Below are 14457 nucleotides of genomic sequence, written 5' to 3' on the forward strand. Positions count from 1 at the left end.
ATAAAAATAAAATTATGAAAAAGAATTTATTAATAGGACTAACACTTTTAGTCGTCTTTCAAATTGCAAAGGCACAAACAGACAGTTTACAATGGTTAGATATTGAATTGGCAAATTACAAATATCCATATCCTGTTTCTAAGTTAGAGTTGACCATACAAGAGCAAGAATTAAAAATGGCTTATATGGATGAAAAGCCTGATAATTATAATGGTAAAAACATCGTGTTATTTCACGGCAAGAATTTTAATGGTGCCTATTGGAAAACGACGATTCAAGCGCTGACTAAAGAAGGGTTTCGTGTTATTGTACCCGATCAAATTGGATTTGGAAAATCCTCTAAACCCGATCATTTTCATTATACGTTTCAGCAATTAGCACAAAACACCAAAACGTTACTAGATACTTTAAATATTGAAAAAACAGCGATTTTAGGACATTCTATGGGAGGTATGCTCGCTACGCGCTTTGCTTTAATGTATCCAGAAACTGTTGAAAAATTTGTTTTAGAAAATCCCATTGGATTAGAAGATTGGAAATTAAAAGTGCCGTATCAACCTGTTGAATGGTGGTATAAAAACGAACTCAAAAAGTCTTCTGAAGGCATTAAAAAATACCAACTAGAAAATTATTACGACAACCAATGGAAACCTGAATATGATCAGTGGGTCAAGTTACTAGCTGGTTGGACGTTAAATTCAGATTATAAAACCATAGCTTGGAATGCGGCATTAACCTATGACATGATTTTTACACAACCTGTGGTTTACGAATTTAAAAATATTACCGCGCCAACACTTTTAATTATTGGAACCAGAGATCGAACAGCCTTGGGCAAAGGACTTGTTTCAGAAGACGTAAAAGAGACCATGGGATTGTATGATCAGTTAGGCACAGCCACTCAAAAGAAAATCCCTAATGCCAAATTAGTTGAAATAGAAAACGTTGGACATTTGCCTCACATCGAAAAGTTTGACAGTTTTATAAAACCGTTAATTGTTTTTCTAAAACAATAGCATTTTTTTAAATTAGGTGAATAAATAGTGTTTGAGTAGAAGAATAGCTATTATCCTAATCTTACCCTTAAAGTGAATATCTAAAATTTAATGATATAAATTATGAAAAATCTAATTCTAAATGATGGTCATACCATTCCGATTATCGGTTTTGGAACTTATAAAGCTACGGAACAAGAAGGCATTGCATCTGTTAAGCATGCGCTATTAAATGGGTATAGACTATTGGATACCGCTGCCGCTTATAATAACGAAGAAGCTGTGGGAAAAGGTATTAAAGCTAGTGGAGTTCCAAGAGAGGAAATTTTAGTGACGACTAAGTTATGGCGCGAAAATTTAGGTTATGACATGGCAAAAGAAGAATTTGAAAAATCTTTGAAGAAACTAGGCTTAGATTATATAGACTTGTATCTTATTCATTGGCCAGCAAATGCTAAGAATTATGAGAATTGGGAAAAAGCTAATGCCGAGGCTTGGAGAGCTATGGAAGAATTACAAGCCGAAGGAAAAATAAAATCTATAGGTGTCAGTAATTTTTTTGAAGAACATCTTGAAGCTTTATCTAAAACTGCTAAGGTAAAACCAGCCGTTAATCAAATAGAGTTTCATCCAGGTTACTGGCAAGAAGATTTAGTTAATTATTGCAAAAAACAACATATTGTTGTTGAATCATGGTCTCCTTTAGCAAGAGGAAAGGTTTTTGAAAATGAAGTCTTAGAAGACATTGCAAAAGCACACAATACTACGGTTGCAAAAGTTTGCCTTCGATGGATCATTCAGCACGATGTGATTGTAATTCCGAAATCAACCACCAAAGCGCGTATTGAAGAGAATATAAATTTAGATGACTTTGAATTATCCAATGAAGAGATGAATACCATAAATGAGCTACCTGAATTTGGATTTAGCGGAGAACATCCCCTTTTTTGGCCAGACAGAATCTAAATTCTAATTACAAGCCTTTTTAAAAGCGAAAACGCTGTTAGAAACAGCGCTTGCATTTTACAAATGATGGTACAAGCTACATCACGAGAACTTGTACCATCATAAAAAATTTAGAACACTATTATAGTAGTGATTATCGTAGTGCATAAAATAGTTATGATTAAATCACTTCACCATAAAGATCAAAATCCTCTGCTTCTGTTACTTTAATCGTCGCAAATTCGCCTGTTTTTAAATAGGTTTTACTCGCATCAATTAAAACTTCGTTATCAACATCTGGAGAATCAAATTCTGTACGACCAACAAAGTAGTTCCCTTCTTTACGGTCAATAACCACTTTAAATTCTTGACCGATTTTAGTCTGATTTAATTCCCAAGAAATCTGAGATTGAATTTCCATAATCTGGTTAACACGTTCCATTTTTACTTCTTCAGGAACATCATCTTCTAAATTATAGGCATGTGTATTTTCTTCATGAGAATAGGTAAAACAACCTAAACGTTCAAAACGCATTTCTGAAACCCATTGTTTCAATTCTTGAAAATGTGCTTCTGTTTCTCCAGGATAACCAACAATAAGTGTTGTTCTAATGGTCATTTCAGGAACAATAGCTCTGAAGTCGTGAATCAATTTAGTCGTCTTTGCTTTTGTCGTTCCACGACGCATCGATTTTAATAAGTCATCAGAAATATGTTGTAACGGAATATCTAAATAGTTACAAATTTTAGGTTCACGCTTCATAATGTCTAAAACATCCATCGGGAAACCTGTAGGGAATGCATAATGTAAACGAATCCACTCAATACCTTCAACTTTAACTAAGTTCTCAAGCAACTCTGCAAGATTTCTTTTCTTATAAATATCTAATCCGTAGTATGTTAAATCTTGAGCAATAAGAATCAGTTCTTTAACACCATTTGCTGCTAACTTTTCTGCTTCAATCACTAAGTTTTCAATAGGCGTACTTTTATGCTTTCCTCTCATTAGGGGAATCGCACAAAAACTACAAGGTCTATCACAACCCTCTGCAATTTTTAAGTAAGCGTAATTCTTTGGTGTGGTCGTTAAACGTTCTCCAATTAATTCATGTTTATAATCAGCACCTAAGGCCTTTAATAAACCTGGTAATTCTGTAGTCCCAAAATACTGATCTACATTCGGTATTTCCTTCTCTAAGTCTGGCTTATAGCGTTCGCTTAAACAACCTGTAACAAAAACCTTATCGACTTCGCCATCTTCTTTTTTCTGCATGTACTCCAAAATGGTGTTCACACTTTCTTCTTTAGCATTATTGATAAATCCACACGTATTTATTACAACAACATTACCTTCTTCCTCATGTACAACTTCTTTGCCACTTGCTTTTAGTTGTCCCATCAACACTTCGCTGTCGTAAACATTTTTACTACAACCTAATGTTATAACGTTAATTTTGTTCTTTTTAATGGTTTTTGTTCTCATGCTTTTTATAAATCAGTTGGCAAAGATACGGAATGATTTACGATAATTACTTTCTAGCAAGCTAGATTAAACTTTTTACTCTTTTTAAAGTCCTATAAAAAATTCGATTTATGAAACCCACCTATTTAATTGCACTTATTTCATTTTTTGCATTCACTTTTTCTTGCTCTACAGATGATGTTTCCCTTTCAGAAACGTCTGAAAGCTTATATTTCCCTCCTATAAACTCTGATGTATGGGAAACAACGTCTAGTGCCGAACTTGATTGGGACGATAGTCAATTAGAACCTTTATTAACTTTTTTAGAAGAAAAAAATTCTAAAGCGTTCATCATACTTCATGAAGGAAAAATAGTTGAAGAACATTATTTTGGTGATCATACAGATTCTACACCTTGGTATTGGGCAAGTGCAGGTAAGACTCTAACAGCTGCTATTGCTGGTATTGCACAAGAAGAAGGACTAATTGACATCAATGAGAAAGTATCGGATTATTTAGGAACAGGTTGGACCACTGCGTCTCTTGAAAAAGAAAACCTTATCACTTCTAGAAACTTATTAGAAATGACGTCTGGTTTAAACGATAATTTGGGGGATGACGTTTCTACCTCTCATCTTCATTATTTAGAAGATGCTGGAGAACGTTGGGCATATCACAATGTATATCTAAAGCTACAAGATGTCGTTTCTGCTGCAAGTCATGATAGTTGGTCTAACTATTTTAATACAAAATTAAAAGCTAAAATAGGAATGTCTGGCGCTTGGTTACAAACCGATAACTCTAATGTTTATTGGAGTACTGCACGAAGCATGGCTCGCTTTGGTTTATTATCTCTAGCCAACGGAAAATGGGAAACAGATCAAATAGTTCCTGAACTTTTTATGTACGATGCAACTAACACTTCTCAATTGATCAACGAAGCTTATGGTTATTCTTGGTGGCTAAACGGTAAATCCACTTATCATTTACCAAAAACTCAATTTGAGTTTCAAGATGAAATAATCCCCAATGCACCTAGTGACACATTTGCTGCTTTAGGTAAAAATGATCAAAAAATATATGTCGTTCCAAGTAAAGATCTCGTTATAATTAGAATGGGCGAGGCTGCTGATGACGAAAATTTTGCGCTATCAAGTTTTGATACTGACCTATGGGAAAAAATTAATGCCTTTATTAACTAATTAAAATTAAGTACAGCACAAGTTTTATTTAAAGAACACATCTAAAAGGTAACAACCAACCCAATAGATGTCTTTAAATTCTAATACTTTGCATAGAAAATATCAATTACTACTTTTTATATTTTTTTCTTATTCAATTCATACCTATGCGCAATTATGCGAAGGCAGTTTGGGTGATCCCGTTATTGAAATCGATTTTGGATCTGGTTCAGACCGTGGTGGTGCATTGGGATCAGACATTACCGCATTTACGTATAGTAATTCCGGTGAATTAGACGAAGGAGAATATACAATTGCTAATACAACCAGTGGTTTAAAATCAAATGCATGGCATGTCACAAGTGATCACACAGGAGATTCAAATGGCTATATGATGGTTATTAATAGTGCTGTTTTAGCCAGTGAAGGTGTATTTTATACTAAATCGGTAACAGGACTTTGCTCTAATACAACCTACGAATTCTCTGCTTATTTAATGAATCTCATGAACCCATCTGTCGGAACAGATGAATACCATCCTGATGTTACTTTTAGAATTAGTGATTCTGCGGGGAACGTTTTAGGATCCTATAACACAGGGGATATCTCACAAACAACCTCGGGCATTTGGCAACAGTATGGCTTCTTTTTCACATTAGATAATGATGAAGAGGTAATTATCACCATGCTAAACTCTGCACCAAGTGCGCATCCAGGAAATGATATTGCACTTGATGATATTGCTTTTAGACCTTGTGGACCTACAATTATCAATTTTATAAACGATGACCTTAACAGCGCGGTTACCATTTGCGAAGATGAATTGGTTAGCTATACATTTCAATCTCACGTTTCTTCAGGGTATTTAAATCCACAATACCAATGGCAATACTCTGATGATCTCGGTCAAACTTGGGTTGATCTAACAGGACAAACTACGACCAATTATCTATTTACCGACACTAGCACTCCTGGCACTTATTTATATCGACTAACTGTTGCCAACGGAACAAATATAGATTCTGCAGCATGCCGAATTACTTCAGAAGACTTTATAGTCGTTGTTTTAGCAACACCAGAAACTTTAACAGGAGCTTCTGAGCAAGTTTTTTGCACCACTCAACAACCAACCATCAGCACTATTGAAGTAAGCGCAACAGCTATTTGGTATAATGAAGCAACCGATGGTATTATAATTCCAAATACAACAGCTCTTATTGATGGCATTACATATTATGGAGCTCAAGCAACTGTTAACGGTTGCGAAAGTGACATAAGGCTTCCTGTATTAGTCACTATAGTATCACCAACCTTAGTTATAACGAATGTTGAAGCGAGTATTTGTGACACTGATAACGACTATGAAGAAAATATAGATATTACCATTTATGAAGGTATTATTGTAGATTGTGAAGATTGCGTTTTTAGTTATTTTGAAAATTTATTTGATGCTGACAATTACGATGAAGCAGGTAAAATATTAGATCCAGAAAATTACAACTGGTATCAAGATACCGTTATAGTCTATGCTAGAATAGACTCACCAGACCAATGCTATCAAATAGCTGAAATCATCCTCTATCTAGAAGACACCCCAATAATAGGAATAGATGATTTTGTTGGTATTTGTGCTGGTTATAATACCATAAGTATAGATGCAGGCTACGGCTTTAATAGCTACTTATGGTCCACAGGCGAAACAACACAGATTATTACTATTTCTGAAGAAAATTTAGGTCTTTATTCTGTCACCATTACTGAAGAGCATATTGATTACACTTGTTCTTCTACGAAGGAATTTGAAGTCATCTTATCCAACACAGCTGTAATTTCTCAAATTGATATTAACGATTGGTCTGAAAATGATAATAGTATAACAATTCAACTATCGGCTGTCAGTTTAGGGGATTATGAATATTCAATAGATAATGTCAATTACCAAAACAGTACTAAATTTACAAATCTATCCGCAGGTGAATATACTGTTTATGTTAGAGACAAAAATGGTTGTGGTATTACTGAAGAAATTATTTATTTATTAAACTACCCAAAGTACTTTACGCCGAATGGTGATGGAAATCATGATACATGGTTTATAGAAAATACATATTCAGAACCTTCATTAACCATAAAAATATTTGATCGGTATGGAAAAATCCTTAAAATTTTAGATTACAACGCGTATTGGGATGGTACTTATAAAGGAAATATGCTACCTAATTCAGATTATTGGTTTGTAGTTACTAGAGAAAATGGCCAACGCTATACAGGTCATTTTAGTCTAAAACGGTAAAATAAAAAAGACCAATCTCAGATAAGATTGGTCTTTTTTTATGCTTACTTAATTCTTTATACTTACTTAAAGAAAGAGTCTACAAATTCATATTTATTAAAAACTTGTAGGTCTTCAATACCCTCTCCTACTCCAATATATTTTACTGGAATTTGAAATTGATCACTAATACCAATAACCACTCCCCCTTTTGCTGTACCATCTAATTTTGTTACTGCTAAAGACGTTACTTCGGTTGCTGCTGTAAACTGTTTTGCTTGTTCAAAAGCATTTTGACCTGTAGAACCATCTAATACCAATAACACGTCGTGTGGTGAGTTTGGAACTACTTTTTGCATTACACGTTTTACTTTAGTTAACTCATTCATTAAATTAACCTTATTATGTAAACGTCCTGCTGTATCGATAATAATAACATCTGCATTTTGATTGACACCAGATTGCAATGCATCGAAAGCAACAGAAGCAGGATCAGACCCCATTTCTTGTCTTATCATTGGTACGTCTACACGATCTGCCCAAACTTGTAGTTGATCTATTGCTGCAGCTCTAAACGTATCTGCTGCTCCAAGAACCACATTTAAACCCTTCTTTTTAAACTGATAAGCTAGCTTACCAATCGTTGTTGTTTTACCAACTCCATTAACACCAACAACCATAAGAACATAAGGTGTTTTAGAACCATCTGCTTGTTTTGGTAATTCAGGAATTGTGTATTCTGTTTCTTCGCCTGACTTTGTTTCGGACAATAGAGCAGCTATTTCTTCTCTTAAAATTTTATTAAGCTCTGAAGTCCCTAAATATTTGTCTTGCGCTACACGTTCTTCAATACGGGTAATCACTTTTAATGTGGTATTTACACCAACATCACTAGTTACCAAGATTTCTTCAAGATTATCTAAGACATCATCATCTACTTTAGATTTTCCTGCAACAGCTTTGTTTAGTTTGGTAAAAAAAGAAGTTTTAGATTTCTCCAATCCCTTATCTAGCGTTTCTTTTTTTTCAGAAGAGAATATTTTTTTAAAAAAACTCATTGTATCGTTCTATTTAAACAACACTTAAACAGAGATAGTGATATCGCCCAAATAGTATTGTTATTCAATTTTGTAACAAACAATAATCTTGCCTATAACAATTTACTGCTAAGTTGTCAGATCTTTTCAAATATAGACATAAAAAAACTGCTTTCAAATGAAAGCAGTTTTATAAATCTATATGTAAATAAAGATTATTTTTTATTTAAAAAGTCATTGACAAATTCTGGTGCCATTACTGATTCTACAAACATGTAAGCTCCAGTTTTTGGTGATTTTACCATTTTTATCGCTTTTGTCAAACGCTTTGATCCTGTCTGTAAAGATGCTACTGATTTCTTTGCCATGGTTTCTTATTTTATCTCTTTATGAACTGTCATACGCTTAAGGATAGGATTAAATTTCTTAATCTCCATACGATCTGGCGTATTCTTCTTATTTTTTGTTGTAATGTATCTTGATGTTCCTGGTTGACCAGAAGTCTTGTGCTCTGTGCACTCTAAGATCACTTGTATTCTATTTCCTCTTTTTGCCATTGTAAATCGACTTAAGCGTAAAAAACGCTATTATTTATAAAATCCTTTTGCTCTAGCTTCTTTCAACATTGCTTCGATACCAATTTTATTGATAGTCTTTAATGCTGACGTAGAAACTTTTAATGTTACCCACTTATCTTCTTCAGGAATATAAAAACGTTTCTTTATCAAGTTTGCATCAAACTTGCGTTTAGTTTTATTCATTGCGTGAGAAACATTGTTTCCAACCATCGCTTTCTTCCCAGTAAGTTCACAAACTCTTGACATTGTATTCTTTCTTTAGGTGTATTATTATTATGTTTATTTAAATATTCGCTATTGGATATTTTAAACAAGGGTGCAAATTTAATAAAACTTTACATTTCAGCAAATTTAAATTGCTACTTTTTCAAAATTTCTTTTTGAAGCATGCTAAAAGCCTTGTTTGTAGCCCTTCCAATCACGTTTTCACGATGCTTTCCAAAGTTAAAAACTTCTGATATTACGGTGTTTTTTGTTGCAATAGCAATACAAACGGTTCCAACTTCGACATCAGAGTCGCCTTTTGATGGTCCTGCATTACCTGTTGTACTAATTGCAAAATCACTATTAAATAAAGCTCTTACGCTTGTAGCCATAGCTTCCGCTACTTCTCTGCTCACTACAGAATGTTCATCTATAATAGTTTTTGAAATCCCTAAAATCTTAATTTTAGACTCCGTTGCATAAGGCACAACTCCTCCTTTAAAAAAAGCTGATGAACCTGCATTTGCTGTAAAAGATTGACTTACAAATCCTCCAGTACAACTTTCTGCCACAGCTAAGGTCTTACCCATTTCGGTCAATTGCCGACCAATTACAGCTTCAATCGATTGATCTTCTTCATAACCTACAAAAATATCATCTATCTGAGGTAATAACAAATTGACTTGTTTTTGAATTTCATCTTCTACCACAATTTTGTTATTTCCCTTTGCGGACAAGCGCAAGCGCACACGACCTAAACTTGGCAAATAAGCTAATTTTATAAATTTTGGCAGACTGTCTTCCCAAACTCCAATACGCTCTGCTAATGCACTCTCACCTAGACCATAGGTTAGTATGGTTTTATGCATAATATAAGGAAACTTAAATTTAGCACTTAGTTCAGGAATGACTTGCTCAGTAATTAAAGCTTTCATCTCAAAAGGAACACCTGGCAGTGACACAAACACTTTACCGTTTTTTTCAATCCACATTCCTGGTGCAGTTCCATTATGATTCATCAATACCTTAGACTTAGAAGGCACGAGTGCTTGCTGCTTATTAACCGTTAATAATGGTGATTTATGTTTTGAAAAAATCTGTTCCACATTCTCTAAAACAGCTTTATCTTCAACTAAAACATCATCAAAATACTCACAAATAGTATGTTTCGTAATATCGTCTTTAGTTGGACCTAGTCCTCCAGTAACAATAATAATATCCGCATTTTCTTCTGCTTCCTTTAAAGCTTTAAGAATATGAGACTTATCATCTTGAACGGATGTAATCTGATAAATTGAAACTCCTATTTTATTGAATTCTTTTCCTAAAAATGCTGAATTTGTATCAACAATTTGTCCAATTAGAATTTCATCTCCAATTGTAATTATTTCTGCTTGCATTAATTATAGTCCGAAATCGGCTTTAATTTCATTAGTTGCATTCTCTACGGCTGTAAGTACAGTTTGAAGTTGTATCGTTACATCTTTATCGTTTTGTTCAAACTTTCCCCAATCTTGTACTTCGATTAGCGTATCTAAAACACCGAGCTCAAACATATCTATTGTAGGCTTCATTTTATGAGCTGCTTGATAGACATCTTTAAAATCTCTACCAGGAACACCTACTTTTAATCGTTCTGCATCTTCTGGTACTTCCTCTATAAACGCTGCTGCGATTGCTGAAACAAAATCTTCATCACCATCGGCCAATTCGCGTACACGATCTAATTTATAATGTTTTGACATTTATTTAATTTTTATTGAAAACATTTCCTCGTCTTCAAGATATCCTTTTAGTTGATCTTCTGCAAAAACTTTTGCAACACCAGCTGGTGTGCCCGTAAATATAACATCCCCAATTTTTAAAGTGAAATATTTTGACACATATTCGATGATTTCATCAATTTTCCACAACATAAGTTCTGTATTCCCCTGTTGTACAACTGTTTCATTTTTCTTTAAGCTAAAATTAATTTTATCTATATTTTGAAACTTCGTTTTTGGTAACCATTTACCAATAACAGCAGCACCATCAAAGGCTTTAGCCTTTTCCCATGGTAAACCTTTTTCTTTTAATTGCGATTGAAGATCTCGCGCCGTAAAATCTATTCCAAGCCCAATGTCGTCATAATATTTATGTGCAAATTTTTTATCAATATGCTTCCCTACTTTATTGATTTTTACCAGAACCTCAACTTCATGATGCACTTCATCAGAAAAATCTGGTATAAAAAAAGGTTGCTTCTTTAATAAAATCGCTGTATCTGGTTTTAAAAAAATAACAGGATCTGTTGGTTTTTCGTTTTCTAGTTCCTTGATGTGGTCTGTGTAGTTACGACCTATACAAATTAGTTTCATATTTCTCTCATTCCTGCAACAGCAGTGACCTTATTAATTTGACATTTATTTTATATCGTAAATTTCTTCATTCGCAGAAATGACAATTAACTCAACTTATTATTAAATTGTCTTAATTTAATAGCCGTCAATACCTTTTTAGTGTAAAGTGGAAAATCGGCATTGAGTAACCAGCCAAAATAACCAGGCTCTTTATCTAAAACATCTAAGACACGTTTTCCTTTATGTTTCCCAAAAGAGAAGCATTCCTCGCCTTCTTTATTAAAGATTAAAAATCCTGCAAAATCCGCAAATTTCTTACGAGAACTAAACTCTGCTAAAAATTTAGTGTCATTCTCTAAATCTTCGTAACGATCTAATTGCGCTTTTAAGACTTCGTAAGTTGCTTTTGTATCTGCCTCTGCACTATGTGCATCTTCTAAGCTTTTATTGCAATAAAATTTATACGCTGCTACTAATGTACGTTGTTCCATTTTATGAAATATGGTTTGCACATCTACCGACTGCGTATTTTTCATATCAAAATCTACGTCTGCTCTTAACATTTCTTCCGCTAGTAATGGAATATCGAAGCGGTTAGAATTAAAACCTCCTAAATCCGAATCTTTAATCATATTATAGATTTCTTTAGATAACTCTTTAAAGGTTGGCTTGCCCACAACATCTGCATCAGAAATACCATGAATTTCCGTAACCTCAGCAGGAATTGGCATTTCTGGATTTACCACCCAAGTTTTAGCTTCTTCCTTGCCATCTGGATAAACTTTAAGGATTGAAATTTCGACAATTCTGTCTTTTGAAATGTTAATACCTGTGGTTTCTAAATCGAAAAAACAGATTGCTTTTGATAGATTGAGTTGCATTTGCTATTTAATTTACGCAAAGATAATTAGATTCTTTGAAAAAGACTTCGTCGGTTTTAAAAACCTCATTAAATCACAATGTGCTGTACTCTTTTCTAAATTCTAAAAACCTTTAAATTTCTCGTATCAATAATTTCGATACTAAAATCATTAAAAAGTTTTATTATGAAGAAAATCAAGCTTATAAAAACAAAAGAAGCAGTATTTATACAAAAAGGAAAGATTAATCTCTATTTATTACTATAATATTTAGTATTTTGACCGATATTTTGACAATTCACCGATATCGCATGAGATTATTTTTTATTTATTTTATCTTGATTTTCCTTAATGCAATTCATCTCTCCGCCCAAGACAGAACAACTCATTTACATAAAACAGGAGGCTCTTCTACTTCATATATTAAAGCTTATATTGACTCGGTAACCGAATCAATGATTACTGATTACTACAAAGAAGATTACAGCACGGTTATATTAAAGGCTAATGAAATTTTAAAACCAGCAAAGAATAATAATTTTCCTAATGAGGTTTTTGAGATTAATAGTTACCTCGCCAATTCTTATCATTATCTAAATGATTCAGTAAAATCCTTTGAATATGCAAGAGAAAATATAAAATTAGCAGAGAAACTAAGAACTCCTAAATCTATCATAGGTGCTCAGATAGACTTAGGAAATATCTATTTTGCCTTTAAAGCATATGATAAAGCTTTCAATGCTTTTAACAAAGCTATTCCATTAGCTGAACAACAAGATAATAAACGCACGCTTTTTATACTTAACTATAATATCGCTGAAACCATCTTAATTCAATTAAAGGATCATAAAAGAGCAAAACCTTATATAGAAGCTGCAGAAAAAAATATTCCGAAAAGTTTTAAAATAGGATTTGCAGGACTAAATCTATTTAAAGCGAATTATGCTTTTATGGATAAAGATTACAACCTTGCCTTAAAATTATACATAGAAACTATTGATTTAGCTAAGGAAACAAATTTTAATGAAACTCTAAAAAGTGCCTACGAAGGCTACATAAAGTGTTTAGTTAAAAAAGGAGATTATAAAAAAGCCTATGAAATTTGCAAAATAACAGATAGCATATCACATACCGAACAACAAAAAGACATAGAAAAATCGGCTAAAACATTAACCGCAAACCTAAATAACGCTAAACTAAAAGAGGTTTTAAAAAATAAAATTTTAACTGATGAGTTAATTGTTGAAAAAGCTAAATATCAACAGAAGTTTCTGGTAATTAGTATTGTTATCTCAACATTACTTTTATTCTTTATTATAAACCTTTTAAGAGTCGCCAAAAATAGACGTAAACTAAACACTCAATTAGAAGTAAAGAACCTAGAGTATCTAGAAGCAAAGCTAGAGTCTGAAAGATTAGCGAAATCCAAATCTCGTTTTCTTTCAACTATGAGTCACGAGTTACGCACACCGCTTTATGGTATTATTGGTCTTAGCACTATACTTAACAACGATAAATCTTTAGAGTCTCATAAAACAGAATTACAATCCTTAAAATTTTCTGCAGATTACTTATTAAATCTCGTTAATGATGTACTGACCTTAAACAAAATGGATTCTCATGAAAAAAAACAAATTGAATTTAAGTCCTTTCATCTTAAAGATTTTTTAAATAACATAAAAGAATCTTTAGAATATATTACAGGGCAAACCAACAATAATTTAATAATTACTTTAGACCCTAAGGTTCCAATTTGGATTAAAGGAGATCAAACTAAGCTGTCTCAAGTTCTTATTAATCTATTAGGAAATGCCTTAAAATTCACCGATCACGGAGAGGTTCAATTAATAGTAAGTTTTATTGAAATTAAGGACAACCGTTTAAAACTAAAATTTGAAGTTAAGGATAACGGACAGGGAATTTCTAAAGATAATCAGAAAAAAATCTTTGAAGAATTCGGACAACTTGAACATCAAAGTCATTTTCAAGGCTCTGGATTAGGACTTACTATCGTTCAAAAATTGCTTATTGACATGAACTCTGACATACAATTAGTGAGTATTCTTGGCCAAGGTTCTAATTTCTTTTTTGAAATAACCTTAGGTACTGCAACTGAAGCGCATATTAACGATGATGCACAAGACACAACTACTAAAGATATACTCCGTGGTAAAAAAGTCCTCGTTGTAGATGACAATACTATTAACCTATTAGTGACTAAAAAGACATTAGAGAGTCACGACATTATAGTTGAAGTTGCTACTAATGGGCAAGAAGGTCTTGATAACTCTATAGCATCTGACTATGATTTAATTTTAATGGATGTAAATATGCCCGTTATGGATGGTATTGAGGCTACAAAACGCATCCGTGAGCTTAAAAAAAACATAATTATTATTGCTCTAACTGCAGTAACACAAAATGAACAAGATGATCGCTTTAAAGCTGCACAGTTTAATGATTCTATTGTAAAGCCTTATAAGATTAACGAATTTCTAAAGACACTCGCTACTAACCTCATGAAAGCTAATAAGGCTTAAAACAGAAAAGCACTGTGACGTCACAGTGCTTTTCTTATTATTTA

At 33.1% G+C, this 14457-nt stretch carries 14 protein-coding genes; 5 read left to right on the top strand and 9 right to left on the bottom strand.

The features are described from left to right. Positions 1 to 14: 14 nt before the first annotated feature. Complete coding sequence (locus HM985_RS12205) at positions 15 to 1016, top strand: alpha/beta fold hydrolase (protein WP_179376525.1); 1002 nt, start codon at positions 15 to 17, stop codon at positions 1014 to 1016. A 102-nt stretch (positions 1017 to 1118) separates the two neighbouring features. Further along, positions 1119 to 1961 (top strand): aldo/keto reductase, encoded by an 843-nt coding sequence (locus tag HM985_RS12210; protein ID WP_179376526.1) that lies wholly within the window; start codon positions 1119 to 1121, stop codon positions 1959 to 1961. Between the two features lie 160 nt (positions 1962 to 2121). On the opposite strand, the gene rimO is transcribed toward HM985_RS12210, so the two are convergent. Then, positions 2122 to 3423, bottom strand: a complete 1302-nt coding sequence (rimO, locus tag HM985_RS12215) for a 30S ribosomal protein S12 methylthiotransferase RimO (protein WP_179376527.1) — start codon at positions 3421 to 3423, stop codon at positions 2122 to 2124. 110 nt (positions 3424 to 3533) lie between these two features. Between rimO and HM985_RS12220 the strand changes: the two genes are divergently transcribed. Next, positions 3534 to 4604, top strand: a complete 1071-nt coding sequence (locus HM985_RS12220) for a serine hydrolase domain-containing protein (RefSeq protein WP_179376528.1) — start codon at positions 3534 to 3536, stop codon at positions 4602 to 4604. A 67-nt stretch (positions 4605 to 4671) separates the two neighbouring features. Next, entirely contained in the window at positions 4672 to 6876 is a 2205-nt protein-coding gene (locus HM985_RS12225) for a T9SS type B sorting domain-containing protein (protein ID WP_179376529.1), read from the top strand. Between the two features lie 62 nt (positions 6877 to 6938). On the opposite strand, the gene ftsY is transcribed toward HM985_RS12225, so the two are convergent. The 8 genes from ftsY to HM985_RS12265 form a co-directional block, all read right to left on the bottom strand. Next, positions 6939 to 7913, bottom strand: a complete 975-nt coding sequence (ftsY, locus tag HM985_RS12230; RefSeq protein ID WP_179376530.1) for a signal recognition particle-docking protein FtsY — start codon at positions 7911 to 7913, stop codon at positions 6939 to 6941. Between the two features lie 194 nt (positions 7914 to 8107). Continuing rightward, entirely contained in the window at positions 8108 to 8260 is a 153-nt protein-coding gene (locus HM985_RS12235) for a DUF4295 domain-containing protein (protein ID WP_008271041.1), read from the bottom strand. Positions 8261 to 8266: 6 nt separating this feature from the next. After that, on the bottom strand, positions 8267 to 8449 hold the full coding sequence (rpmG, locus tag HM985_RS12240) for a 50S ribosomal protein L33 (protein WP_020896723.1): 183 nt from the start codon (positions 8447 to 8449) through the stop codon (positions 8267 to 8269). A gap of 30 nt (positions 8450 to 8479) precedes the next feature. Beyond that, positions 8480 to 8716 carry a 50S ribosomal protein L28 gene (gene rpmB / locus HM985_RS12245; RefSeq protein WP_173588130.1) on the bottom strand — a complete coding sequence of 79 codons (237 nt, stop codon included), beginning with the start codon at positions 8714 to 8716 and terminating at the stop codon, positions 8480 to 8482. Between the two features lie 113 nt (positions 8717 to 8829). Beyond that, entirely contained in the window at positions 8830 to 10074 is a 1245-nt protein-coding gene (locus tag HM985_RS12250; RefSeq protein WP_179376531.1) for a competence/damage-inducible protein A, read from the bottom strand. Positions 10075 to 10077: 3 nt separating this feature from the next. Beyond that, positions 10078 to 10419 (bottom strand): Hpt domain-containing protein, encoded by a 342-nt coding sequence (locus HM985_RS12255; protein ID WP_179376532.1) that lies wholly within the window; start codon positions 10417 to 10419, stop codon positions 10078 to 10080. Then, positions 10420 to 11031 (bottom strand): fumarylacetoacetate hydrolase family protein, encoded by a 612-nt coding sequence (locus tag HM985_RS12260; protein WP_179376533.1) that lies wholly within the window; start codon positions 11029 to 11031, stop codon positions 10420 to 10422. It lies immediately after the preceding gene. Between the two features lie 86 nt (positions 11032 to 11117). Continuing rightward, positions 11118 to 11894 carry a 3'-5' exonuclease gene (locus tag HM985_RS12265; protein ID WP_179376534.1) on the bottom strand — a complete coding sequence of 259 codons (777 nt, stop codon included), beginning with the start codon at positions 11892 to 11894 and terminating at the stop codon, positions 11118 to 11120. A gap of 290 nt (positions 11895 to 12184) precedes the next feature. On the opposite strand from HM985_RS12265, the gene HM985_RS12270 reads away from it, so the two are divergent. Then, positions 12185 to 14413, top strand: a complete 2229-nt coding sequence (locus tag HM985_RS12270; protein WP_179376535.1) for a tetratricopeptide repeat-containing hybrid sensor histidine kinase/response regulator — start codon at positions 12185 to 12187, stop codon at positions 14411 to 14413. Positions 14414 to 14457 lie beyond the last annotated feature (44 nt).

The organism is Winogradskyella wichelsiae, from assembly GCF_013403925.1.
Classification (GTDB): domain Bacteria; phylum Bacteroidota; class Bacteroidia; order Flavobacteriales; family Flavobacteriaceae; genus Winogradskyella; species Winogradskyella wichelsiae.